The organism is Paenibacillus sp. N22P23 (genome assembly GCF_059383735.1).
In genome coordinates this window covers 84,434-108,459 of record NZ_JBXENT010000013.1, presented here as the reverse complement: position 1 = coordinate 108,459, position 24,026 = coordinate 84,434, and the positions used below count along the sequence as shown (strand labels likewise).

Here is a 24,026-nt window from a genome sequence, read left to right as displayed (position 1 = left end):
AATAAGGAAGCAGCCCGGATGGATGATCCGGACTGCTTCCTTTCTTTTCATGCATATATTGGCATTCGGCGGTTCAGGAATTTACCCTCGAAATGCGCTTCGCATCAACTTCAGCCTATGCCAAGCAGCAAATTACTTCGCGACCTGCTCGCCGCTGCCTGTTCTTGGCTGGTATTGATGGCTGACCGAGGCTTCCTCGATATCGCCGGCAGCCCAATGATTATCCGGAACGTCCTTCCATGGGGAATGCGCAATTCCGTAAAGCGGGCCTCTGCCAAGCACGCGGTTTATGACCGTTACCGCTTCGGCGCGCGTGAGCGTGCTGCCCGGACGGAACGTTCCGTCTGCATAGCCTTTTAGATAGCCTGCGCTTTGAGCGGTCTTGATGGCCGCTTCAGCCCAGTGGCCGACCGTATCGGAATAACCCGCTCCTGCAACCTGGTCCTTCGGAGCGAAGCTCGCCGTGAGCGCAGCCATCTCGGCACGGGTTACCGGCTGCTCCGGCTTGAAGCTGCCATTCGCATAACCATGCATCAATCCCATACGCGTCACCTTCGCAATCGCGTCGGCTGCCCAATATCCGGACTTAACGTCCGTGTACGTAAGGCTGCTCTCTGTATCGGATTGTGTCGCGACGCGGGACAGAATTGTCGCCAACTCCGCACGGGTGATACTGCCGTTCGGCTTGAACAAACCGCCGTCGTAGCCCTTCACGTAAGGCGCATGTGAGAAGACAGGTGAATCGCCTGCGATCTTCATCAGCGCGAACGTACTGAACTTGTTCGTCGTGAATTGAATGCTGCGTACGCCGTTAATCGTCGTCAGCTTACCTTGCTTGAACTCTGTAGTGCCGTCGCTGTGTTCAATGTACACACCAAGCCGCGTCAGATTCGCTTCGCTGATGGTTGCATCCTCGATCGGAAGGACAAGCGTTACCTCGCGATTTTGCAAATTCGTCTCGATTTCAACAGGATGACCAAGCAGCGTCACTTGACTGCCGCCTGCTGCCGCAATCACGATCTTCGCACTATTCGCGCGTTTCTCGAGCTCCTTCCCTTTATCCGCTGCTTTCACAGGAACGAGGTTAAAGTAAGCATCGTCTTTGAAGTCCTTCAGCGAAGCGTTTGGAATTTCAACCGTTACGCCATTCGCCGCAAGCTTCACGTCGAGTGCGCTCTCCGCGAGCTGGCCGATCGTTTCTTTCGGCAGTGTGATGCTCGTTAAGGATACTTCATCCTTCGATACCGGAACCGAGATAATGACCGATTTGTCGCCCGCGGCTTTGGCTTTGTCGATTAACGCTTTTGCGTTGTCGCCGGATAATTTCACTTCATCCTTGACTGTACCGTCAGGCAGTGTCGTATGCACGACGTTGATTGCGCCCGGATCTGTGTATCCGCCGCCCCCGATATTGACCGGATCAGAGGAACTGGAAATCGCGGAGACATTGAATTTGAGCGCATCGACAAGCATGAGCGCGCCTGACTTCTTGACGACTTTAAGCGTGTGTGTGCCGTCTGTCAGTGACGAGATGCTGAACAAGCTGATCATCGCGTTCCGGGTTGCCGCTTTCGCGCTCACCGTTTCCTTCAGTTCGCCGTCGATATAGATGTCCATATCGCCTTGCTCCGGTCCTGTCGGGGACAACAGCTCGACCCCTGTGCCTTTGAACTGATAGTGGAAGTAATCGTTGTCTGCAGCTGTCACGTGTACATCATTGGCATAGTCTCCGTTGAATGCGAACGTCAGCTTCGTCGTACCGACCGGCTGAGCCGCCAAGTACGCCTTCTTAATCGTGACTTCATTTTCCGTAATGCTATAATCCGTGCCGTTAATGAGCGTGTACGCGCCGTTTGAGATTTCCTTGAGGCTGCCGATACTGCCAAGAACGTTCACACTCACGTCGGCTTGCGCGGAGACGTTCTTGTCAAAATCAGCTGCGGAAACATCGAGCAAATCGGTTAAACGCACTTTCAGTGCATCAAGAAGCATGAATTGGCCGGATTTCTTGACCGCTTTCAGGGTATGGATACCCGGTGTCAAATCCGAGATTGAATAGACAACCTGCTGCGTCTTGTTGTGGGCATTCGCTTCATAGGTACTGACCGTTTTGTCGAACGCACCGTCGATGTAAATATCTACATCGCCTTGGCCTTGATCGATTTCGGTAATGTATGAAATTCCCGTACCGTTAAACGTGTAGGTAAAGAAGCCGCCGTTCGCCTCGAGATAGTGAACGTCTTTGTTGTAATCGTCCAACGGACGACCGGTGCTGCGGTTCCAAGAGCCCGTAAATTTAATATCCGGGTTGTCATCGTTGATCATCGCATAGCGTCCCGGCGAAGATGAATTGATAACGTTGATGGCCAGCGTCTGCGGACTGCTCGCGCTGAATTCGAAGGTCAGGCTCGTCACGCCGACCGACTGCTGCTTCAAATACGACTTGTTAATGGTCACAAGACCGCTTGCGATCGTGTAATCGGTACCTTCCGTTAGTGCTGCCGCTCCGTTCTTGATCGCGGTCAGACTGTTGCCGCCGCCAAGCGTCAGCGTCGTCGTGACGTCGGCTTGGGCCGATGTTTTCAAATCAAAGGTCGCCGATAATGTGCTAAGCGATGTACCTGTAACCGCGATCGATATCGACTGCGAATCGCCGCCGGCAAAGCCGAAATTCAGCACGGCCGATTGGCCGGAAGGCTGCTGCATGAGATAGCTTTGCTTGATCGTCACGTCATTGCCGTTAATCGAATAATCGGTATTGGCTGCAAGCGATGCCGCTCCGTTCTTGATACCCGTCAGCGAGCTTGCTCCATACGGCAGATGGACCGTAATATCAGCAGGAACGTCCTTGCTGAAGCTGGACGCGGAAGGCTGGTCAAGGAGTGAGTCCGTCGTGACCTTCAGCGCATCGAGGATAAAGTAATATTGGCCGCTGTTGTTGCGCACGACACGAATCGTATGTGCGCCCGGTGCCAGGTCGGTCTTACTGAAGACGGCGTATTGACCGGCCTGCGGTGTTCCTTCGGTATCCACCGTTACGGCTGCATCGTTGTCGACATACACGTCCAGTTTGCCGTTGCTGCCGCCCTTCTCAGACCACAGCTCAATGCCGGTGCCGTTGAAGGTATACGTGAATTCCGGCTCCGTCCCGTTATCGGGCTCGCCGTAATGGACGTCGTTCATATAATCGGAAAGTCCGTTCCTGCCGCTGCTGTAGCCCCACTTGTTGGAGTAGGAAATCGCTGCATCATTGTCGTTGATTATGACCGTATGCGATACTGCCGCGAGGCCAAGGTCCGAACCGGATGTTTGTGCGTTGTCGCCGTTATCCGCACTTTGCGTAACGTTCAGTATCGGAGAGGCGGACGAATCCGTCACCGCAATGGACATATCCTGCGCATCGCCTGCCAGCTCTTTGCCGCCATTGCGGGTCCATGCGCCCGTATAACGCATGCCCGTGTCGTCATTGTTAACGAGCGACGTTCCGGCTTGCGCCGTTACCTTAAGCAATCGCGAAGCATGCGGTTCCAGCGTAACCGGACCGAAGCCCGTCGCGAAATTGCCCAACTCCTTATGCGCCCACAGATCACGGACGGATGCGGCGCCGGTGAGGCCGATATCCTTCCAGTTCACATTCACCGCGGCCGCCTTGTTGCCGAGATTGTACAATGCGACCGTATACGTGCCGTCGCCGTTATTTGCGTACCATACCTGCTGATTGGTAGACATCGACACCCGATGCGCCGGACGGCCCGCCTGATTAACGGCGATAACCTCGTCGTTCGTCAGCAGCTCAAGTCCGTAATCATCCAAATGGCTGAGATCGTCACCGGTATAGAGCTGTGCCGACGATGAAGACCACAGCGTCATCGCCGTCTGCCGTTCATCCTTCGTCAGCCCCGATGTCATCCCATTGCCAATGTTGAGGGAGTCGAAGTCGTTCCAGCCGCCCGGACCTGCATCCCGCCACCACAGAGCGGCATCCGGGAACAAGCGGGCAATGTTGGCCCACTGCGTCATGCCGATTTCGGGGTCGTAGGATTCAACATCCCAGTCTACGCGCCAGCCGTTCGCGTATTTCTTCCAGAAATCAACGTAGTTATGATCAAGCGCCCATGAAAGCTCGAACCAAATATGACGTTTGCTTAGCGCCTCGGACCACGCTTTGACATCGTCCCGAGCGTCAATTGACGTGTCGTTATGACCGGAGCCCGGCGTAACGCTGTCGAACTTAACGAAGTCCACGCCCCATGCAACCAGCTGGTCCGCGACGGAATCGACGTATTTCTGCGCGCACGGATTGCTGAAATCGATCTTGTAGCCGATGCCCCAGTAGTCCGCCGTCGTGTGAGGCGTTACGGCAATATCGTTAACGAAACAATCTGTCGTGCCGTATACCGGAATCGGCGTCGGCGAATTGATGGCATCCGGAGAGATGCCCGGAATCATATAAATCCCGATTTTCTGTCCGTTGGCATGGACGTACTTGACGAGATTCTCGAATCCGCCCGGATAGAGCGTCGTGCTCGGAACCGGACGTCCATATTCGTCCATGCTGCCGTTCCAGCCGGCATCAATATTAATATAGTTATAACCGTGCGCCTGCAGCTTCTCGTGCATCGCATCGGACATTTGCTTGATTTTCGCCTCGGAAATCCAATTTCCCGTCGGACCGTCATATACCTGCATGCTGTAGCTGCTCCAGCCCATATACGGCTTCAGCGCTAATCCGTTGTCGGCCGCTTCCGCCACGTTGGCGTGCGGAGGCACATAGCCGATCTGCGCGACGGCGATAATGGCTAAGAGAAAGCTCAGCCAGATTTTTCTTCGGCGCTGCGATTTGTTTTTCATTCCATTCAGTCCCCTTTGTCATTAGAAAATAGCCTCTTGATGCACCGACGGCATTCATCCGCGGTTATGTACGGCGAGCGGACGCTGCCCATTCCCCCTTTCTTCCGATATGACACCTTGCATGAACGACGACAACCGTACAGCCGATCTGAAAGCGCTTTTATCCCTCGATAAAAAAAACACTGCCAGGCTTCCAGCAGTGGATAACGATCGGCTCAAATATGTATGACAGCGCTTTCCACACGACCGATTATATAAGAACGGTTCACGGCGGAGATAGGTACACTTCCGTCAGAAAGCGTACGAATTGTCGGATTACAGGGGTACAAATCATCCCCTGCAGGGCCTCATTGGCTGTTTTTACGGTGATTTCCCCACATCACCTTATTCCCTTTCTATTCCCGCCGGCCGACGAAACGCGCGGACGGCAGCGTATGGCAGTCGGCTGGCCGAAATTAAGCGATTCTTGCAATCAGCAGCTGGACATCGAGCGACTGCTGAGAGATTACGTTCCATGTAAGTCTAACGAACCGTAGGGGTCTTATTTGCTCCAAAAAGCTGGATTTGAAATTCTAACAAACCCTACAGGCCTTATTTACTCCAAAACCCGTGCATTTCTGCTTAGTTCCGCTATATAAGGTCTCTGTGGTTCGTTAGAATTTTGGAGGCGCCCTTTTCCCCAAAATAAGGCCTCCACGGTTCGTTAGAGCTGCGAGGAGCTGGGGAAAGGCTGAAGAAGTGACCGGGAAAACTTGGCGGCGGGCTGCTGCAAAGTGACTGGGCGGGAAACTATCGAGCGGCTGCCTAGCGACTGCCGAACGATTGTCATTGAGAGACTACTGAGCGACTGCCGAGAGTTCACGTTCCCTATAAATCTAACGAACCGTAGGGGTCTTATTTGCTCCAAAAAGCTGGATTTGAAATTCTAACGAACCCTACAGGCCTTATTTACTCCAAAACCCGTGCATTTCTGCTTAGTTCCGCTATATAAGGTCTCTGTGGTTCGTTAGAATTTTGGAGGCGCCCTTTTCCCCAAAATAAGGCCTCCACGGTTCGTTAGAGTTGTCGGGAATGGTCGACGATGGGCTGCTGCAGAGTGATTGGTCGAGAGACTATCGAGAGACTATCGACGGGCTATCGAGCAACAGCCAACCGACTTTAGTTCGCAAGCACAGTAGTCCCGAGCAGCAGCTCCGGCATCTCCTCGCAGCGCAGCTTGGGCAGCAGCTCCGCGCCGCTAAACGCCCTCGCCTGCGCGGCAAACGCTGCGGCAAGCCCCGCCGCAGCGGCGCGCTGCTGCCATGGGCATGCGCCTACTGATCATCCACAAGTGCCATTTTCGGAGGGACAGCCTTTCTGACTTTGCCGCTCAACCCCGGTATGTTTGCTTTCGACTATGTGGGCGGGCTAATTGTGCCGGAGAATCAAAGCATTTCCATTACTGTCAGCAGCTCGCTCACCATAGCGGGTACACTTACCTCCTTCGCCAACATTTCTTGGTGGGAAGGATAACGCCTATTGTCTGTTTCCCGGGAAATAATCGCCGTACTCAAGCAATAAAAAAAGAAGACCCCTCAGACTTCTGCTTGTACAGCAGCTCTGAAATGGTCTTCTTTATAGTAGTTAAGGCTTATGACTGGCCGCCGCAGGACAGCTCATGAGCAGCTGCGGTTAGCTTGCGTAGTTGATCTCGAAGCTGGCCGATTTCCTCAGGAGGCATATTGGTCTGACAAAACACGCGCTCCGGAATCGTTATCACCTTCGACTTCATCTCGCGTCCTTGATCAGTCAATCGAACGATGACGCTGCGCTCATCCTCAGGATCGCGCTCCCGGCGGATAAGTGACATTCCTTCGAGCTTCTTTAAGAGCGGCGTGAGCGTGCCGGAATCCAGGTACAGCCGGCTCCCCAGCTCCTTAACGGGTACGCCGTCCTTCTCCCATAACGCAAGCAAGGTTACATACTGTGTATACGTAATGCCGAGTTCATCCAAATACGGCCGATACAGCTTCGTTACTTCGCGGGCGCAGGCGTAGAGGGCGAAGCAGAGCTGATTGTCGAGCTCCAGCTGGGCACCTTGTTCCATTGCAGTCTTCCTCTCTGCGGCTTAAGCTAGCAAGCCAATCTATAGTGAATAACACAATTAAATTGCATGCAATTTATGTCGTTAGAATAACAGTTGCCACAGGTACTGTCAACTGCTACACCGCACCTTTCTGATGGGAAAGAAGCAAATCCATGATCGCCTTATGACCACCACGCCTCGCCCACGCCAGCGGCGTCGCCCATTCCGGCACATCTGCCGGCTCTATAGCGGCTCCTTTGCGAAGCAGATAGGCTGCCATCTCGGCTTGACCATACTTAGCCGCCCATCCGAGCGGGGTCGTATTATATTCCTCGTCCACGGCGTGAAGATCAGCGCCATAGCGAAGCAGCAGTTCTGCAAGGTCGATGTCGCCTTTCTTCGCGATAAGATGCAGATAGCTGATACCGAGCCAATTCCGAACGTTCGGATCAGCCTCATGCCGAAGCAGCAGCTCAACCATCTCTTGGTCTGCATAGCTGAAGGCATACACCATATAATTGCTGGCGTACCACGGTCCGTTCAGCTCCGCATTATACCGCAGCAGCAGCTTGACGATGTTGGTGTATCCGCAGCTCGCCGCCTGGGCGAGCGGTCCGTAATCGCCATCGTTTGCAGAAGCCGGATTAAGCGCGAGCATTTCACCGACCAGATCGATACGGCCTAATGCACATGCACCGGACATCGTAACGGTCCCGCCATGTTCATAGAGCAGCTCCAGCAGTTCCTGCGCGCCTTTCTGCATTGCGGCATACACGGCATTACCTGATGCTTCAATCTCTGCGTTTGGATTCGCTCCATGCGCAAGCAGCAGCTTCACGCAATCGGCATGATCTCCTCTTACCGCCGCATAGAGTGCCGCTCCACCTGATGCATCTCGCTCAGGCAGGTTCGGATCGGCGCTTGCAGCCAGCAGGCAGCGCACAACCTCTACATGGCCATGCTTGGCCGCATAATAGAGAGACGATCGCCCCGACGAGTCTTTGGCATTAGCCAGCAGCGGATCCTGCGCCAGCTGCTCCTTCACTCGTATAGCATCACCTACAGCAGCTGCGATGAAGATGTCGTAAGGGATTCCTTTTCCAATGAGATACCCTAGCAAGAAGCGTTGGTCACGTAACGTATTCGAAGGCAGGTCGCGATTGCCCCTGTAGAAATAATCGCCTTCCATCGCCAAATGGATGGCCTGACTCCCGTCGGCTCTACGTGCATGAATGTCTGCGCCGCGCTCCAGAAGCAGGTCGATCAGCTCCAGCTGCCGTGTCATAACGGCCCAGTGCAGCGGCGTGTTGCCTCGCTCATCACCTGCGTGGATCGTCTCCGGGTGCTGCTCGAACCATGCCAACAGTTCATCGCGGTTGTACGCGCGAATAAGCCCCGCCGTCACATCGCCTATAGGCTGCACCTTCAGCGTGCACTGAAGATGCTCGCGAAGCAGCTCGGCGATATCTCCATACCCGCGATCCTGCGCCTTCTGCAGCAGGGAATCCTGCCAGCTCAGAACAGGCTTATCCGCAGCGTCTGCGCCGTTACGAAGCAGAAGTGCTGCGATATCCAGATGGCCTTCCCTGACGGCAACATGCAGCGGTGAGAAATACCCCCAGTTGCATGTTGCCAGACTCGGATCTTGCTGAAGCAGCTCTTCCACCATCGCGTTTTCTCCTGCTGCACACAGATCAAACATTCGTCTTATAGATTCAGGCATCTTCATCAGTCCATTTACCTCCGCCGCATTAGTTTAAGATACGATTGAAGCATTGCGATTCTCCAGACCACGATCATTCCGAATGCAAGCACGAAGAACAGCGCTCCCGTTTGCGGGATACTGACAGCCTGCTCCACTAAGTTATGAACGAGCAAACGCACGATGAGAAGACCGAGCAGAATGAATATAAACATTTTGGAACGTTTCAATACGATTGTTTCCCCAACCCTCTCCAGCTTCGAGGTACGGATGAGCGGATAAGCGAACAATACCGCGCCGACAGCGAAAGCAGCAATGGCCCATAACCACGGCACATGCGTGATCGGAACAACAAACATCAGAAAGCCGGTGGACATGCCGATCGGCGGAATAATGATTTTGCGCATTGTCGTAGGCCGATTGCTTGCTCGCAGTCGCAAGAACATGACCGCTATGCCTGATAGCAGCGTGAGCAAGATGGACGCCACGTGAGGGAGAGAGATTGATTGAGGGAGAAAGCTCATGTGGACGCAGCTCCTTTATTTCCGGCTAAAGCGCTTGTTTTCTCTAATCCTACTCATTTTGCTGCTGTGTTGCAAATAGATCCCGATGTACCTTAACAACCGCTTTGCGAATCGGAATATCTTGTTCCACCGAGCAGTTCGGCCTGTGAATATCTGTCGGAAACAAGACGATGAAATCGCCGGGCACCATATCAATCGTATTCTCGTTATGAACCTCATTATAGAAAGCAATATCCTGCGTCTCATAGCGGTCGTCTGTAATGACCTGCTCCTCCGAAACCTTGGCTACTCGCATCCGCTCGCGGCCGCTCAGCAGCAGCTGAATATCCGTGTGCTGCCTATGTGTCTCCGGCTTCACTTCACGCCAATCTCTCGTAACGGGCTCGTTAATGAGCAGAAACATGCCTGGTTCGCCAAACTCATGCCGACCGGCAGGAAGTTCGTCTAGATCCGTCTGCTGCAGCCGTTCAATCGCCCGGCGCACAGGCGCAGGGAACGTATGCCGCTCCCGCTCCCAATTCGTTAAATCGCTGAATATCATAAGCGTTACGGCCCCTCTACGATCGATTTCACACGGCCGACGTCACCGGATTGCAGCCGCACCTTTATACCATGCGGATGGTTGGGCGAATTCGTCAAAATATCCTTTACTATGCCCCTTGTTGTTTTGCCAGTTGCTTGATCCTTCTTCAAAACGATATCTACAGTAAGCCCTGGGCGGATCGCCGAGCGTTGTTGTCCGTTTGTACTCATGGTTTGTTACATACTCCTTCAAAATTAGGTTTTAATGCTCCCATCATATGCCAGCTTACTCGTGAAGTAAAGAATTTGGACAGGCAGCGAAAGAAACGATTGACAGTGAGAATGAGAATTACTATCATTGTTGTAGAGCACGACAACAACACCATCCAGAGAGGTCGGGAACAAGGCGGATGAAAAAGATCAAATACTGCTGCAGAAACTTCAAGCACGGCTCTAAGTCTGTTTTCAAAACCTTAAAGCAAGAATTTCCCGACTTGAAGCAGAAGAAGAAGGACTGTCTCGGCAACTGCAAGCTGTGTTCCAAGCAATGTATCGTAATGATCGGCAAAACGGAAGTCGTTGTAGCTCCGACAGCAGAAGTGTTGTACGCCAAGCTCAAACACCGGATAGGCTGATATGGCATAGTATGGTAATATAGGAGACGAGGTAGTCCATACTCCTTAGTGGAGTTTGGTGCTTCGTCTCTTTTTATTTTATAATACATTTGGAAAGGGAGGTGCGGCCGATGATGAACGATACACTCAGCCAAGCTTTGAACGATCAATTGAATTTCGAGTTGTATTCCGCGCACGTGTATTTGGCAATTGCCGCTTACTGTTCCGGAGAAAGCCTCGATGGTTTTGCGAATTTCTTTATTGTTCAAGCCGAAGAAGAACGCTTCCACGCGATGAAAATGTACAAGTATTTGAACGATCGCGGAAAACGCGTCACACTGATCGGCATGAGCACACCTAACAATGACTATAGCTCAATCCTCGATGCATTCCAGCATGCTTACCAGCATGAGCAGGAAGTCACCAAGCGGATCTACCACTTGTCCGACCTTGCAATGAATGATCGCGAGCATGCGACGATCCAGTTTCTCAAATGGTTTATCGATGAGCAAGTCGAGGAAGAGTCGATGTTCGACAGCATCATTAACAAGCTGAAACGAATCGACACCGACAGCAATGCCTTCTTCATGCTCGATAACGAGTTTGCGCAGCGGACATTCGTTCCACCGACTACGGCTTAAGTGTTGTGACGAAAAGTGGCTGAACAGGGGATTCCCGCTCAGCCACTTTTTTATGTGCGCTAGACGCCGCATGAAGGAGCCGATTCCCAACCATCGACCACCCGCTACCTAGTCGCTGACCAACCACCAACCATCGACCATTCACTGCCTGCTGAACAACCACAACCACCGGCCACCCGCTATCCGCTGACCGCTGCTCGCCACCCGCTATCCGCTGACCAACTGCCTACTATCCGCCCTCCGTTACCCACCAACCCACTATCCGCTCTGACCAACCTCCTACTATCCGTTCCCTGCCACCGACCACGCGGCAAACGCTGCAGATTCTAACTATCACGAACACTGGAAATTCTAACAAATCCTACAGGTCTTATTTCTGCAAAATAGCTCGATTCGAAATTCTAACGAATCCTACAGGCCTTATTTGGCCAAAAAATGCCCTTTGCCGTCCCATTTTTCCTAAATAAGGCTTCTACGGTTCGTTAGATTTGAAAAGGGGCTATTTTCGAGCAAATAAGACCTGTACGGTTCGTTAGCGCGAAACCACGGCAGCGACTTTAGCATATTCCAGTGCTATGCGAACGAGATAGCCGCACTGCATAGAGAGAGCCGCCTCAAAAGTCGCGATGCACACTTTTGAGACGGCTCTTTATTGTTTCTAACGACGACGGCTAGTCAGTATCGTCACTGCAAACCTCGGCAGTACGAGCTGGCGGCGCCAGCGGGACGGCTGCTTGAGCAGGCGGTACAGCCACTCGACGTTCAGCTTCTGCCATATTACCGGGGCGCGTTTCACCTTGCCCGCGATGACATCCAAGCTGCCGCCGACACCGAAAGCAACCTTCGCATGCAAGCGGCTCTTGTGCTTGAAGATCCACCGCTCCGCGTTAGGTGCGCCTAGCGCTACGATCAGCACATCCGGGCGCTTCTGCCCGATATCCGCGACAAGCGCTTCTTCCTGCCCGTCCTTAAAGAAGCCGTTATGTCTGCCGACTATGGTGACGCCTGCGTATTTGCTTGCGATGATTTCAGCTGCTGTCGCATTGGTTTGCTCGTCCGCTCCGACGACATATAGAGTGAAGTTGTGCTGCTTCGCTTCCTCGAACAGACGAATCAGCAAATCATAGCCTGTCACACGCTCAGGGATATGCTCGCCCTGCCACTTCGCGGCAAGCACCACACCGATGCCGTCCGGCGTAATAATATCCGCTTCGTCCACGATCGTTTGAAGCTGCTTCTCCGAACGTGCAGCCATAACGATCTCCGGATTAGCTGTAATAAGATGAAATAGCGGCTTATCCTTCGCTGCAATCTGCGCTTGTACGAGCGCCACCGTATCCGAAAGCGTCCGCTTCGAGAACGGAACGCCTAATATATTGACTGTATTCATACTACACCTTCCTCTATACACTCATGCTGTCTTTTATTGTAGCACAAAGCCGAAATCGGTTGAAACCTAGCGGAACAGCCCTGCTACCCATCTGATAAAATCGCCCACAATCGGTACCAGGCCAAATCCGTGCTCACCGATGGCTACAATTCCGTAAACGCGTTCGCCAATCGCAACCGCGCCAAGAACATGCTCCCCAATGGCCACGGCTCCAAGCGCGTTTTGACCGATCGCTACCGCACCGACAGCAGACTGGCCGATGGCAACCGCTCCGAGCGCCAGTTCCCCGATGGCAACCGCCCCGGCGGACAACCCGCCTGACATGGCCACAGCGCCAAGCGCGAGCAACCAGCCTACCGTCACGGCTCCGACCGAAATGATGCCGACCGAGACAGCCCCTCCGGCTACCAGCCCGATCGCCACATCGCCAAGTGCGATGATTCCGATGGCGACCTTAGGCTTTCCTTTGCCTACGCTTGTTCGAATGCTGATGAAGGGAAACTTTGCAGTGGGCCACTGGTAGTCGATCTCTTCTTGCCCATTGCCTCTTATATATCTGTTGAATCGAAGCAAACGACGCCATTCAAACATGAATGCGCACTCTCCTCGCTCTTCGCTAATATTGGGCCGACGAACCAACTTCGGCTGATTAAGGCCGCTTCTTCAAGCGTATAATATTTTCAAGAATGATGCGAGAGCTTTTGCTCACAAGAAGGCAGGTTGATTCGTATGAAAATAAATAAAATGCCAGTAGTGGCTGCAGCGGCTCTATTACTGCCCATGATTTTGTTGGTGGCCTGCGCCAAGCACAGCACCACCACTGTTGGCAAAGGGTCAGAACCATCTCCCGCCTCAGCTGCAGTCCTTGAAGTTCCCAAGATCGTCGCCGGCAACGAGGCGTTCAACGTTTATTGGCCTGCTGAGAAAAGTGTCATCGGCCAATCCTTTACGGTGAAAGGACAGGCGCGCGAGGCCGCTTTCAGCTATACGTTGGAAGACGGGCATAACGTGCTCGCGGAGGGACATGTCATGGCTGACAAAGGAGCGCCGGAATGGGGTAATTACGAATTTACAGTTAGACTTACAGCATCGCCGACCAGCCCGACCGGTGTGCTTACGATCTATGAATCGAGCGCCAAGGACGGTTTGCCCATTCATCAGCTGCACTTGGCTTATCAATTCGAAGATGCGTTAGTTAAGCTTGAGTAGGACTATTGCAGCCGATTCGCGAAGAGCGGATCGGCTTTTTTGTGCGCAAAGAGACATTAATGGCCCGGCTGCGTAGCAATTTGCCAGCGGACGCCGAACTTATCTTCCAATCGGCCGAACATGCTGCCCCAGAACATCCGCTCGAACGGCATGATGATTTTGCCGCCATTTCCCGACAGATTGTTGAAGGCATCCTCCGCTTCTTCCTCGGTCTCGAACTCCAATGTGAGGTCAATCCCATTGCCGCGATTAATCGGTCCGGCATCTGCCATATAGAACAGCAAACCTGCCGCCTGCAGCACCAAATGCATGACATTATCCTTTGTTTCCTCTGCCGCGCCCGGCATATCGCCGTACGTTTGCAGGCTAATAATTTCACCGCCAAGCGCCTCTACATAGAAGTTCGCCTGCACTTTCGCATCGTCGCAATAGAGATACGGTCGAAGCTTGGTCATGGGTCAATTCCTCCTCCGTTTTTCGATAGCTGTCGCTTTCATTGTTACCATAAAGTGTAACAAAACAAGCCTGCATTCGTAAATCAGGTTGCACATTCGACATAATCGAATGATTACAACAATAATAAACACATCACAGCGTTAACATCGTAAAAATCTCAATTCGCACTCCTCATTTTACACTCCGCGAAAATCTAACGAACCGTAGAGGTCTTATTGGGCCGAATTTTGGGGCTTCGAGAATCTAACGAATCGTAGAGGACTTATATGGGGATAATCGGCTCCAAACTACTCAAAAACCGTCAAATAGAGTCCCTACGATTCGTTAGCATGTTTTAGGAGCCAAGAATGGGCTAATAAGCGCCGTACGATTCGTTAGAGCATTTCAGAGTGATACCACTTGAATGCGGCATCCCTTTTTTACGTTATGAACGATGAATCCAGAAACGCTTGACGACATTACCGTGTGCTTCCGTGAAGATCGATTCGAATTGCCCGCCGTTTCGCAGAATCGTGCGTTCCGAGCCGATATTGTCCTGGTCGCATATGACGAGGACTTCGCGTATGCCCAGAGCATCCGTCTCCTGGAGCGACAGGGCAAGAAGCTGCGCTGCATAGCCTTTGCGCCGCTCAGACGGAATAATGCCGTAGCCGATATGACCGCCGCTCTCAAGCAGCTTCTGATTCAACCTATGGCGAATATTCGCCGCACCAACGACATGCCCGTCATCGTCCAACAGCCAGTATGTGGAGTGAGGCACCCAGCCGTCAGGCGTATTCTCCTCCTTACAGGCCTCGTTCAATTCATTTATGTATGCTTCAAAATCACTCGGGTCCTTACTAACCACCCACGGAACGATATCTTCCCCGCTCTCGATCCACTCCCGATAGAATGCCAAATAAGCTTCTTGCAAAGCAACTGACGGCTTAACTAAACGCACCATTTTCCCCTACTCCTTTATGTATAGAAAAAGAAGCAAGGCATCGACAGAATATCGTCTTGTGCCTTGCTTCATTCTTAGCTCATCAATGGATATTAACGTGACCCTTTACGTGGCGGACGTCCGCCCGCGCCTTGCTTTCCACCGCTGCTTCGGCCGCCCTTGAAGCCGCCTGAGGATGGTCTGCCGCCCGAAGACGGTCTGCCGCTAGTGCGTGCGCGATTCTTATCGCCGCCCCCGTTCGGGAATTGCGGTGCGCCTGCACCGCGGCTGCCGAATTCGCCGCCACGGCCGGTTCCACCGCGCTGCGGGGAATCCCCGCGCGAAGCTGCTGCGCCGCCGCCAAACTCGCTGCGCGGTGCCGATGATGCTCCGCGTGATTCGCCGCGCTGCGTAGAACCGCCGCGGCTGCCGCCGAACTCACCGCGTGACGCCGATGCTCCACGGCCTCCGCCGCCGAACTCGCTGCGGCCAGCCGATGCGCCGCGTCCACGTGACGAGTCGCCGCCGCGTCCACGGCCAGCGCCTTCGCGTCCGCCGCTGCGCTCAGCTGCGCCTGCGCCGCCAAACTCGCTGCGCCCGGCTGATGCGCCGCGTCCGCGTGACGAGTCGCCGCCGCGTCCACGGCCTGCGCCCTCGCGCCCGCCGCTTCGCTCAGCTGCGCCAGCACCGCCGAATTCGCCGCGTCCGCCTTCTTCGCGGGACGGCGTGCTGTAGCGCCCGCGTCCGCCAGACGCTGCTGCGCCTTCGCGCGAGCCTGCTCCGCCGCGTCCGCGCGGTGCTTCCGCTCTTGCCGCGCCCCACTGCGGCGCCTCTTCAGCTCCGCCGCCGCGTACACCTGCTCCGCGCGATTCACCGCGCTTCGCTGCTCCACCGTAAGCACCGCCGCCTGTGCTGGCTTTCCGGGTATCAATGTTGCCGCCAAAGCCGGATCTGCTCTTGCGGCCCTCTTGGCCGGAACGTCCGCCCTTTGGTGCCCACTTGCCGGAAGCCGACTGACCTGACGTTCCGCCTCTGCGGCCGGAGCCGCCGGATTTGCGTTCGCCGCCTTGACGGTCCGGCATATCGTCCATCACCGATGTGCGAATCGGTGCGCCGCCGCGATTCTTCTCACGCGGAATCGGCTGATTAATGCCTTTCTCGATAGCAGCAAGCTCCAGACGATCATGCGGAGATACGAGCGTAATCGCAAGACCATCTTCACCTGCGCGACCAGTACGGCCGATCCGGTGAATGTAGCTCTCTGCATTTTCCGGGATGTCGAAGTTGAATACATGTGTGATGCCTTCAACATCAAGGCCACGTGCTGCAACGTCAGTCGCAACCAACAAATGAATCTTCGCATCGCGGAACCGTTTCATAACCTGCTCGCGTTTCGATTGCGTGAGATCGCCATGCAGCTCGTCGCTGTTAAAGCCATTCTCTTGCAGGAATTCGTTAAGCGCGCTAGCCCGCTTCTTCGTACGGACGAAAATAACACCCAAATAAGGGTTGTACTCACCCAGAAGACGCTGCAGCTGCTCCATCTTATCTTTCGCGCCGACTTCAACCGTCAGTTGGCGAATGGCCTTCAACGTCACTTGCGGTGCGCGCACCGTGATGTCCTTCGGTTCGATCATGAACCGCTGCGCCAGCGAGCGTACACCGCCCGGCATTGTAGCCGAGAACAGCATCGTTTGCTTGCGGTAAGGCATTTGGCTCAAAATTTCCTCAACTTCTGTCAGGAAGCCCATGTGCAGCATTTGATCGGCCTCGTCGAGCACGAGCATTTTGACCGAACCAAGCTTCACTGTGCCTCTGCGGATATGATCAAGCAGCCTGCCTGGTGTAGCAACAACAATATGAACCGCACGCTGAAGCTTCCGCAGCTGCGATTCCACATCTTGTCCGCCATAAACAGCCAGCACGCTGAATTCGTCCTTCGTTGCAAGCCGTTTCTTCAGTTCTGTCGTAATTTGCAGCGCAAGCTCACGCGTCGGCGTAAGGATGAGACCCTGCAAATCATCGCGCTCCGGTCTGATTTTCTCCAGCATCGGAAGCAGGAACGCGAGCGTTTTGCCCGTACCTGTCTGTGCCTGACAGATTACGTCGCTGCCCTGCATAATAACGGGTATTGCGCCTTCTTGAATCGGTGTCGCTTCATGAATTCCTTCATTGCGCAGCGACTGCGACCGTTCCTTGGCAATACCTAATTGTTCAAAACCTGCCAATACATCCACCTCTTTTAGTTATAAAAACCTTCCCGTTCGAAAACCGGCATTTCTATCGTACCACATTACGGACCTGCTCATGTACCGATTCTTCCCAATTCCCAGTAAAAATGTCGCTTACCGACCATTTTTCTCCACTGTTTATCCTTATTTTGTCCGTATCGCACGCCCGCCAACCTATCCTTTACGACTCGTAAGGAGCCTTTTGAGCAAAATAGTTCGGTTTTAGCTCCGTATCCTCATATCGGTTGTGAAAAATAGCCGTTGTCGCCGGGGACAGCGGTGGAATCAACCAGGACCATCGTCCGGTCGGCATTCGGCCGTTTCGCCGTTCCTTCTCTGTAAACAGAGCGAACTGCTTGCTCGCGGTATGGTGATCGACGATCGTAACGCCTTGCGCCTTATAGGAGTGCAGCACCGCTACATTCAGCTCTACGAGCGCCCGATCACGCCATAAAGTGATCTCTCTGGTTGTATCCAGCCCCATCAACGTGCCTACTGCCGGCAGCATGTTGTATCGAAATGGATCAGCGAGATTGCGCGCCCCGATTTCGGTGCCCATATACCAGCCATTAAACGGAGCCGCCGTATAATGAAGACCGCCGATCTCAAGACGCATGTTCGAGACGAACGGAACCGCGTACCATTTTAGCTGCAAGTCGTCGAAAGCAGGATAGTCGGGGTGAGATAGCGGCACCTCGAGGACGATATCCGTCGGAATATCGAACCACTCCGGCGGCTGCGAGCCGATTTGGATTACTAACGGCAGCACGTCGAACGCAGTTCCGGTCCCCCGCCAGCCCATCTCCATGCACGTTTGCGTAAGGGTCACCGATATCGGATCGCCAAGAACGGTACCATCTTCCTTCTGGTAACCCGCGTATCGGATCAACTGATCGTTCCAGATTCGGATACGAGGCGATTCTGCGTCTACGCACGGGGCAAAAACGGTGATAGAAGGTAATATTTTACCTCCACCTGTGGCATGTTCAATATGACGAAAAACCGCTTTGGCGATATCAGCCGCGGCAGTCGCTTCTCTCGCATCCTGCACGGTTAACGAATCCCAGAACAATCGGCCGATGCACCGATTGCTGTTGCGCCATGCCAGCTTAGCCCCGTAGGCAAGCTCCTCCAAAGTATGCGTATACGTTCCGGTGGCAGCGATCTCCGCTGTGATCTCCGCTATTCGTGCCGCTGTCTCCTGTTCGGCAATAAAGAGCTCGCTGCCGAATTGTCTGATAAACGTCTCCGCCTCCTGAAGCAGCCCTACATTGTTGATGATCGTCTGTTGATTCTGCATAACTTCTCCTTGCCTGCCCGATGATTAGTTATCTTTATTATAACGGATTTGCTTGACGAATTCCCGTTTCCCAGCTTGTGGAAGGAATTTCACTTTCAAAATGTAAGTGACAGGGGTATACTGAGGCTGAGCTTACTGTTGAATTGCTGCTTTATAGGTATTCAAATAAGAAGGAGTGGAGCATGTTGAACCGATTAGCAGAACCTTTTGCGCTGAAAAGCCTGTCACTTAAGAACCGCATCGTTATGGCGCCGATGTGCCAATATTCCGTAGATGCAAAGGACGGTACGCCGAACGAATGGCATTATATTCACTATGTGACTCGCGCGGTTGGCGGCACGGGCCTGATCATTATGGAAATGACCGATGTCGAGCCGGATGGACGTATCACGGAGCGTTGTCTTGGCCTGTGGTCAGATGAGCAGATCCCGGCTTATCGCCGCATTATTTCGGAAGTGCACCGTCACGGCGCGAAGATCGGCATCCAAATTGCCCATGCCGGACGTAAGGCCGAAGAAGCGGTAGACCCTGTTGCTCCTTCCGCTATCGCATTCAGTGAAGCCTACCGTACACCTCGTGCATTGACGACTGAAGAAGTGAAAGCCATGGTGGTGAAGTTCCGGGAAGCAGCTCGCCGCGCGGTTGAAGCCGGTGTCGATACGATCGAGCTCCACGGCGCCCACGGGTATCTGATCCACCAGTTCCAATCACCGGTCACGAACCGACGCGAGGATGAATACGGTCAGGACCGTGCACTGTTCGGTGTGGAAGTCATTCAAGCTGTAAAAAGCGTGATGCCTGCCGATATGCCGCTTATCATTCGGGTTTCCGCAGCCGAGTTCTCAGAAGGCGGCTATACGCTTGAGCAGGGAATTGAGATTTTCCGACGCTATCAAGAAGCCGGCATCGACATGTTTCACGTCTCGAGCGGTGGCGAAGCGCCGGTTACCGGTGCCAATCGCCCGGCGATTTATGCCGGTTATCAGGTGCCGCTTGCTCGCGCAGTGAGGGATGCGCTGAGCGTGCCTGTCATCGCCGTCGGCTTGCTCGATGAGCCGAAGCTGGCGAACGCGACGATTGCGCAAGGCAATGCCGATCTCGTAGCCGTTGCCCGCGGTATGCTGCGCGACCCGTATTGGGCGCTGCATGCGATCCAAGCGGTAGCCGAGAAGGGCTCTGGCGAAGCTGCGGCGTTTCTTCCGCGGCAATACCAACGCGGCTATTAAGGCGGGCTCGTATGAAGGTAAATGTGAGCAAGCAGAGTGCGGAGCATTACATCTGGGGCGACGTATGCGACGGCTGGCATTTGGTCAAAAATGACCAGCTCAGCATCATCCACGAGCGGATGCCCGCCGGTGCCAGTGAGTTGCGGCACTATCATGAGCAGTCGCGGCAGTTTTTCTTCATGCTGTCCGGGACGGCGACGCTTGAAATCGACGGCGTGCCTGTTATTATTGGGCCGCACGAAGGTGTCGAGGTGCCGCCGCTCACCCCTCACCAGATGCTGGGCTCCACCATCGAACCGGTGGAATTCCTCGTTATTTCGTCCCCGACTACGCGCGGTGACCGCGTAACGGTATAAATGGTTGTGAAAAAGCTGAGAAGGCACGTTGGCCTTCTCAGCTTTTTGTGTTTTTGGTGGGTTGAGGCGGCGGGGCATCGCGCGCCAAACTAGTGAGAACCAGCTCGATAAGCGGTATATCCGCTATCAGGGCTGCAAACTAGCTAATTTCTGCACCGATAGTGGCATATCCGCTTAAAGTCTGAGAAATCCGCATAATAGCTCGTTTCGGCCCGGGAACCGGCTCGATTAGCGGTATTTCCGCTATCGATGCTCCAAACTAGCTAATCTCTGCGCTATAAGCGGTATATCCGCTTAAAGTATGAGAAATCCGCATGTTGAGCTCGTTTCGACCCAAAAGCAGCATACGAGAGCGTCATATTCGCTTTCAGCGCACCAAACGCTCTCGCCTCTGTGCTGAGAGTCCGATTTTCGTACTCTCATCTGCATTTCGGCGTGGTTTTGACTTTGAGAGTTCGTTTTTCGCACTCTCACCATCCGACTTAGGAGGAATCGGGTTAGTTTGTTTACTGAGAGTTCGACTTTCGTACTCTCAGCTGCATTTCGACGTGTTTTTGACGTTGAGAGTCCAATTCCCGAACTCTCATCATCCGCCGCAATGGAAAGTGGTTAGTTTATTTGCTGAGAGACGGCTTTCCCTACTCTCACCAGCATTTTCCCGCAGTTTCAGCGTTCAATCGCACTACCCGCTAAGCGCATTCCGTACCGCGAGAATATACTTCGCCTGATCGAGCGGATTCACACCGCGCCGTTGGCGCGACACGTCAACGTCCGGCGGGCATTCGCGGTAGCCCGCGAAGAAGGTCGTGAGCGTGCCGCGGCCTTTTGTCATGGAGCCGAGGCGCGCCGGGAAGTCGAGCGTAGTCGCGACAGGCAGCGTTCCCTCAAGCTCCATTCGCTCTTGGCGCACGATAGGCGCATCGAATTCGCCGCGCATCAGGACAAGCTCGTTCATTAGCTTGCCGCCATACTCCTCCGGCACGGAGAGCCGAAAACGAAGCAGCGGTTCCAGCAGCTTCGTTCCCGTATTCGCAAGGCCGTTCATTATGCCCATCGGCGTCGCGATGACAAAGTCCAGCGGGTGCGTATGCCACACATGATGCTCACCTTCGATTAGCGTGACGCGCAGGTCCGTTACTTCCCAGCCGCGCAGTCCCTGCTGCAGCGCCTCCGGCACTCGCCTCGCGACCTCATTCTGATAACTCTCCAGCAGCCGTTCGTTGCGAACAAGCGACTTATAGACGAGTCCGCTGCCTCGCTCACCCGGCTCAATCGTAAACCGCAATATGGCCCAGCAAGGCTTCGGCATTAAGTAAGCGACATAGCCTTCGCCAACCGAAGCAGGCGTTTCTTTATAAATGACCGACGGCGCGCCGAAGCTGACTTCGAGCTTAAATCGGCTGAGCAAGATGGAGGTCAGTACCTCCATCTGTATCGGCCCCATCACCTTCAAGTGCAGCTCACGCTCATCCTGCAGCCACTGCAAGTCGAGCAGCGGGTCCTCGTCCGCCAGCTCCTGAAAGGCGGCGACAACAGCCGGATACTCCGCCTCGTTCTTCCACTGCACCTGCACGGTGAGCAGCGGCACCGCGAGCCGTTTCTCTCCCGGCACACCCTCAGGCGCGCCGATGACATCACCGATTCGTGCGCGGCTCCAGCCATATACAGCCGCAATATCTCCGGCCCGCAAGACGCCGATATCTTCCGTCTTCTGACCTGTTACGCGCCGAATTTGCGTCACTTTATCCTGCATATCCCGGCTGTAATTGAGCACCGTATCTCGGTTGCGGATAGTCCCTTCGAAGAGGCGGACATACGCGATTTTGCCCATAACAGGGTCCCGTTCCATCTTGAAAATAACGCCCGAAACCGGAGCATCCTCCGACCCACTCGGAGCCGGCAGATACGTCAGAACGGCATCCATTAATTCCTTTACGCCAATCCCGCGGTTCGATGCACCGAACAGGACAGGAAACAACGTGCTTTGGTGCACACCGCGAACCACCACCTGCCCAAGCAGCGCGTCATCCACCGCCTGCCCTTCCAGATACGCTTCCAGCAGCGACTCGTCCTGCTCGGCAGCCGCTTCCACCAGCATGCGCCGATAAGGTTCCGCCCACGGATGCTGTACCAATTCTCGCTCGTCCAACACCGGCACAGAACCCGTAAACGCTGCTTCTGCCCCAACTGGTGCCGCGACAGGCACCACCTGCCGCGACAGCAATCGCTGCAGCTGCCCTAGCACAACCAATGCATCAGCGCCTACGCGATCCATTTTATTGATATAAATAAGCGTTGGAATCGACAGATCGCGCAGCGCCTGCCAGATCACTTCCGTCTGCGCCTGCACGCCTTCAACGGCTGATACGATCAGAACCGCACCGTCCATCACTCGAAGCGACCGCTCCACCTCAGACAAAAAATCGACATGCCCCGGCGTGTCCACCAGATTAATAGGCGTATCCTTCCATGCGAACCGTGTCACGGCAGCTCGCACCGAGATGCCCCGCTCCCGCTCCACATCCAGCCAATCCGTCTGCGTTGTTCCTGAATCCACGCTGCCCAGCGCGCGAATATGCCCGCTCTGATAGAGCATCTGCTCGGTCGTGGTCGTTTTGCCTGCATCGACATGAGCAAATATGCCAACATTACGCATCTGCGCGCTCATAGCTCCTGATCTCCTCCGGTTTTAGCCCTTATCGTCGTAATAAACATGATCGGCCGCCGCTATAGCGCCGCCTTCCATTGTAAAAATCCCAAACGAATACTGCTTCTGTCTACGTTTATCTGTCGGTGAGCCCGGATTAAACAGCAGCACACCGTTTCGCTCCCGAATAAGGGGAACATGGGAATGCCCAAACACAATAACATCCACACTGCCCTGCTCGAAAGACCGATACGCATTCGTCTCCGTATCCTCACGCTTACCCGCACCTAGGTGACCATGCACCAGGCCGACGCGAAGCCCGCCTATATCGAGCACTTTGCGGTGGCCGAATTTAGCTATAATTTCATCCCCGTCATTATTGCCTGCCACACCTTCAGTCGGCGCATAAGCACGCAGCATTTCCCATACCGATAACGTCATCCAATCCCCCGCATGCAAGATCGCATCCGCGTCCTTAAGCTCCTGAATCAGCCGGTCCGGCAGCTTCTTTGCCATCCTTGTCATGTGCGTATCCGATACAACGACTACTTTCATGCCTCCACTCGCCCCTTCACTCTGGCATGGTGTAACCACAACGCCGCTAATCTTCCACCTATATCCTATTACCTTCATTATTGTGCAAAAGCACCCTGTATTCAACATGAAACCATTTTATTCTTGTAATCTAACACAGACTTATCGCTAATTAAATTTTTCGTTCATAAACCCATCGATTTGCACAAAAAACTGTCATTCACACCTTGTTTCGTGTTAGATTATATTACATATAAAGCAATTGATCGCTCACAGTCCGGTTAGGAAAAGGAGAGAATGCTATGTTCAACATTAGGCGTTATTCTACCGCAGACCACGACGACATCTGGCGGCTTCATCTTCTTGTTATTTCCGCAGCAGGCGTAGAACCGACTCATCAGCATTATCATGATATTTTTCATATTGACGAGCAATATTTGGAGAGCGGCGGCGATTTTCTTGTCGGAACCGGTCAGAACGGCGTCGTTGTGGCAATGGGCGGACTGAAAAAGCTCGACGACGAGACCGCTGAAATCAAACGGCTGCGCGTCCACCCAAGCTTCCAGCAGCGCGGCTATGGCCAGATGATGCTGACGAAATTGGAGCTCCGGGCTAAGGAGCTCGGCTTTCGCCATATTTATCTCGACGCCCTAACGAACCAACTCGGCGCCAAAAGGCTGTTTCTTAGTAATGGCTACGCGCATCGAGGCGCTTCCGTTATTGACGGCTTCTGGATCAATGTCTACGAGAAATCGCTCACAGAGGCAAAATAAAATTGGGTTTTTAAAAAAAGCTCAAACCGCTAGGCTTATCTCATCGTTACCTCCTAATAGAAC

At 53.9% G+C, this 24,026-nt stretch carries 20 protein-coding genes; 6 read left to right on the top strand and 14 right to left on the bottom strand.

Going from position 1 to position 24,026, the window contains the following annotated elements:
- Positions 1–132: 132 nt before the first annotated feature.
- From AC506A_RS28910 to AC506A_RS28885, 6 genes are all read right to left on the bottom strand, one after another.
- Positions 133–4,851, bottom strand: a complete 4,719-nt coding sequence (locus tag AC506A_RS28910; RefSeq protein ID WP_495464473.1) for a X2-like carbohydrate binding domain-containing protein — start codon at positions 4,849–4,851, stop codon at positions 133–135.
- 1,630 nt (positions 4,852–6,481) lie between these two features.
- Positions 6,482–6,937 (bottom strand): MarR family winged helix-turn-helix transcriptional regulator, encoded by a 456-nt coding sequence (locus AC506A_RS28905; RefSeq protein ID WP_495464472.1) that lies wholly within the window; start codon positions 6,935–6,937, stop codon positions 6,482–6,484.
- A gap of 115 nt (positions 6,938–7,052) precedes the next feature.
- Positions 7,053–8,645: an ankyrin repeat domain-containing protein gene (locus AC506A_RS28900; protein WP_495464471.1), complete on the bottom strand. Its 1,593-nt coding sequence runs from the start codon at positions 8,643–8,645 to the stop codon at positions 7,053–7,055.
- Between the two features lie 8 nt (positions 8,646–8,653).
- Positions 8,654–9,142, bottom strand: a complete 489-nt coding sequence (locus AC506A_RS28895) for a CcdC family protein (protein ID WP_495464470.1) — start codon at positions 9,140–9,142, stop codon at positions 8,654–8,656.
- Positions 9,143–9,191: 49 nt separating this feature from the next.
- Entirely contained in the window at positions 9,192–9,683 is a 492-nt protein-coding gene (locus tag AC506A_RS28890; protein ID WP_495464469.1) for a NanQ anomerase/TabA/YiaL family protein, read from the bottom strand.
- 5 nt (positions 9,684–9,688) lie between these two features.
- Positions 9,689–9,895 carry a YwbE family protein gene (locus AC506A_RS28885; protein ID WP_495464468.1) on the bottom strand — a complete coding sequence of 69 codons (207 nt, stop codon included), beginning with the start codon at positions 9,893–9,895 and terminating at the stop codon, positions 9,689–9,691.
- Positions 9,896–10,074: 179 nt separating this feature from the next.
- Between AC506A_RS28885 and AC506A_RS28880 the strand changes: the two genes are divergently transcribed.
- On the top strand, positions 10,075–10,299 hold the full coding sequence (locus AC506A_RS28880) for a DUF1450 domain-containing protein (RefSeq protein ID WP_090986610.1): 225 nt from the start codon (positions 10,075–10,077) through the stop codon (positions 10,297–10,299).
- A 113-nt stretch (positions 10,300–10,412) separates the two neighbouring features.
- Positions 10,413–10,919: a ferritin gene (locus AC506A_RS28875; RefSeq protein WP_495464484.1), complete on the top strand. Its 507-nt coding sequence runs from the start codon at positions 10,413–10,415 to the stop codon at positions 10,917–10,919.
- 658 nt (positions 10,920–11,577) lie between these two features.
- Here AC506A_RS28875 and AC506A_RS28870 read toward each other — a convergent pair.
- Together AC506A_RS28870 and AC506A_RS28865 are read right to left on the bottom strand one after the other, a co-directional pair.
- Positions 11,578–12,309, bottom strand: a complete 732-nt coding sequence (locus tag AC506A_RS28870; protein ID WP_495464467.1) for a WecB/TagA/CpsF family glycosyltransferase — start codon at positions 12,307–12,309, stop codon at positions 11,578–11,580.
- A 66-nt stretch (positions 12,310–12,375) separates the two neighbouring features.
- On the bottom strand, positions 12,376–12,900 hold the full coding sequence (locus tag AC506A_RS28865) for a hypothetical protein (protein ID WP_495464466.1): 525 nt from the start codon (positions 12,898–12,900) through the stop codon (positions 12,376–12,378).
- Between the two features lie 138 nt (positions 12,901–13,038).
- Between AC506A_RS28865 and AC506A_RS28860 the strand changes: the two genes are divergently transcribed.
- Positions 13,039–13,518: a Gmad2 immunoglobulin-like domain-containing protein gene (locus tag AC506A_RS28860; protein ID WP_495464465.1), complete on the top strand. Its 480-nt coding sequence runs from the start codon at positions 13,039–13,041 to the stop codon at positions 13,516–13,518.
- Positions 13,519–13,574: 56 nt separating this feature from the next.
- Here AC506A_RS28860 and AC506A_RS28855 read toward each other — a convergent pair whose 3' ends face one another.
- The 4 genes from AC506A_RS28855 to AC506A_RS28840 all read right to left on the bottom strand — a co-directional run bounded on the left by AC506A_RS28855 (position 13,575) and on the right by AC506A_RS28840 (position 18,427).
- Positions 13,575–13,973, bottom strand: a complete 399-nt coding sequence (locus AC506A_RS28855) for a VOC family protein (protein ID WP_495464464.1) — start codon at positions 13,971–13,973, stop codon at positions 13,575–13,577.
- 425 nt (positions 13,974–14,398) lie between these two features.
- On the bottom strand, positions 14,399–14,917 hold the full coding sequence (locus AC506A_RS28850; RefSeq protein WP_495464463.1) for a GNAT family N-acetyltransferase: 519 nt from the start codon (positions 14,915–14,917) through the stop codon (positions 14,399–14,401).
- Between the two features lie 92 nt (positions 14,918–15,009).
- Complete coding sequence (locus AC506A_RS28845) at positions 15,010–17,124, bottom strand: DEAD/DEAH box helicase (RefSeq protein WP_495464462.1); 2,115 nt, start codon at positions 17,122–17,124, stop codon at positions 15,010–15,012.
- A gap of 184 nt (positions 17,125–17,308) precedes the next feature.
- Entirely contained in the window at positions 17,309–18,427 is a 1,119-nt protein-coding gene (locus AC506A_RS28840; RefSeq protein ID WP_495464461.1) for a nitric oxide synthase oxygenase, read from the bottom strand.
- A 182-nt stretch (positions 18,428–18,609) separates the two neighbouring features.
- Here AC506A_RS28840 and AC506A_RS28835 point away from each other — a divergent pair, with 182 nt between their 5' ends.
- Both AC506A_RS28835 and AC506A_RS28830 read left to right on the top strand, forming a co-directional pair.
- Positions 18,610–19,653 (top strand): NADH:flavin oxidoreductase/NADH oxidase, encoded by a 1,044-nt coding sequence (locus AC506A_RS28835; RefSeq protein ID WP_495464460.1) that lies wholly within the window; start codon positions 18,610–18,612, stop codon positions 19,651–19,653.
- A gap of 11 nt (positions 19,654–19,664) precedes the next feature.
- Positions 19,665–20,009, top strand: a complete 345-nt coding sequence (locus tag AC506A_RS28830; protein WP_495464459.1) for a cupin domain-containing protein — start codon at positions 19,665–19,667, stop codon at positions 20,007–20,009.
- A gap of 682 nt (positions 20,010–20,691) precedes the next feature.
- Here the strand turns inward: AC506A_RS28830 and AC506A_RS28825 are convergent.
- On the bottom strand, positions 20,692–22,677 hold the full coding sequence (locus AC506A_RS28825; protein WP_495464458.1) for a GTP-binding protein: 1,986 nt from the start codon (positions 22,675–22,677) through the stop codon (positions 20,692–20,694).
- 21 nt (positions 22,678–22,698) lie between these two features.
- On the bottom strand, positions 22,699–23,211 hold the full coding sequence (locus tag AC506A_RS28820; protein WP_495464457.1) for a metallophosphoesterase family protein: 513 nt from the start codon (positions 23,209–23,211) through the stop codon (positions 22,699–22,701).
- A gap of 281 nt (positions 23,212–23,492) precedes the next feature.
- On the opposite strand from AC506A_RS28820, the gene AC506A_RS28815 reads away from it, so the two are divergent.
- Entirely contained in the window at positions 23,493–23,963 is a 471-nt protein-coding gene (locus AC506A_RS28815) for a GNAT family N-acetyltransferase (protein ID WP_495464456.1), read from the top strand.
- Positions 23,964–24,026 lie beyond the last annotated feature (63 nt).

What these genes read in the sequence shown, in the direction of transcription:
- AC506A_RS28910 (WP_495464473.1), bottom strand. Translation starts at nt 4,851, where the DNA reads ATGAAAAACAAATCGCAGCGCCGAAGAAAAATCTGGCTGAGCTTTCTC.
- AC506A_RS28905 (WP_495464472.1), bottom strand. Translation starts at nt 6,937, where the DNA reads ATGGAACAAGGTGCCCAGCTGGAGCTCGACAATCAGCTCTGCTTCGCC.
- AC506A_RS28900 (WP_495464471.1), bottom strand. Translation starts at nt 8,645, where the DNA reads ATGAAGATGCCTGAATCTATAAGACGAATGTTTGATCTGTGTGCAGCA.
- AC506A_RS28895 (WP_495464470.1), bottom strand. Translation starts at nt 9,142, where the DNA reads ATGAGCTTTCTCCCTCAATCAATCTCTCTCCCTCACGTGGCGTCCATC.
- AC506A_RS28890 (WP_495464469.1), bottom strand. Translation starts at nt 9,683, where the DNA reads ATGATATTCAGCGATTTAACGAATTGGGAGCGGGAGCGGCATACGTTC.
- AC506A_RS28885 (WP_495464468.1), bottom strand. Translation starts at nt 9,895, where the DNA reads ATGAGTACAAACGGACAACAACGCTCGGCGATCCGCCCAGGGCTTACT.
- AC506A_RS28880 (WP_090986610.1), top strand. Translation starts at nt 10,075, where the DNA reads ATGAAAAAGATCAAATACTGCTGCAGAAACTTCAAGCACGGCTCTAAG.
- AC506A_RS28875 (WP_495464484.1), top strand. Translation starts at nt 10,413, where the DNA reads ATGAACGATACACTCAGCCAAGCTTTGAACGATCAATTGAATTTCGAG.
- AC506A_RS28870 (WP_495464467.1), bottom strand. Translation starts at nt 12,309, where the DNA reads ATGAATACAGTCAATATATTAGGCGTTCCGTTCTCGAAGCGGACGCTT.
- AC506A_RS28865 (WP_495464466.1), bottom strand. Translation starts at nt 12,900, where the DNA reads ATGTTTGAATGGCGTCGTTTGCTTCGATTCAACAGATATATAAGAGGC.
- AC506A_RS28860 (WP_495464465.1), top strand. Translation starts at nt 13,039, where the DNA reads ATGAAAATAAATAAAATGCCAGTAGTGGCTGCAGCGGCTCTATTACTG.
- AC506A_RS28855 (WP_495464464.1), bottom strand. Translation starts at nt 13,973, where the DNA reads ATGACCAAGCTTCGACCGTATCTCTATTGCGACGATGCGAAAGTGCAG.
- AC506A_RS28850 (WP_495464463.1), bottom strand. Translation starts at nt 14,917, where the DNA reads ATGGTGCGTTTAGTTAAGCCGTCAGTTGCTTTGCAAGAAGCTTATTTG.
- AC506A_RS28840 (WP_495464461.1), bottom strand. Translation starts at nt 18,427, where the DNA reads ATGCAGAATCAACAGACGATCATCAACAATGTAGGGCTGCTTCAGGAG.
- AC506A_RS28835 (WP_495464460.1), top strand. Translation starts at nt 18,610, where the DNA reads ATGTTGAACCGATTAGCAGAACCTTTTGCGCTGAAAAGCCTGTCACTT.
- AC506A_RS28830 (WP_495464459.1), top strand. Translation starts at nt 19,665, where the DNA reads ATGAAGGTAAATGTGAGCAAGCAGAGTGCGGAGCATTACATCTGGGGC.
- AC506A_RS28825 (WP_495464458.1), bottom strand. Translation starts at nt 22,677, where the DNA reads ATGAGCGCGCAGATGCGTAATGTTGGCATATTTGCTCATGTCGATGCA.
- AC506A_RS28820 (WP_495464457.1), bottom strand. Translation starts at nt 23,211, where the DNA reads ATGAAAGTAGTCGTTGTATCGGATACGCACATGACAAGGATGGCAAAG.
- AC506A_RS28815 (WP_495464456.1), top strand. Translation starts at nt 23,493, where the DNA reads ATGTTCAACATTAGGCGTTATTCTACCGCAGACCACGACGACATCTGG.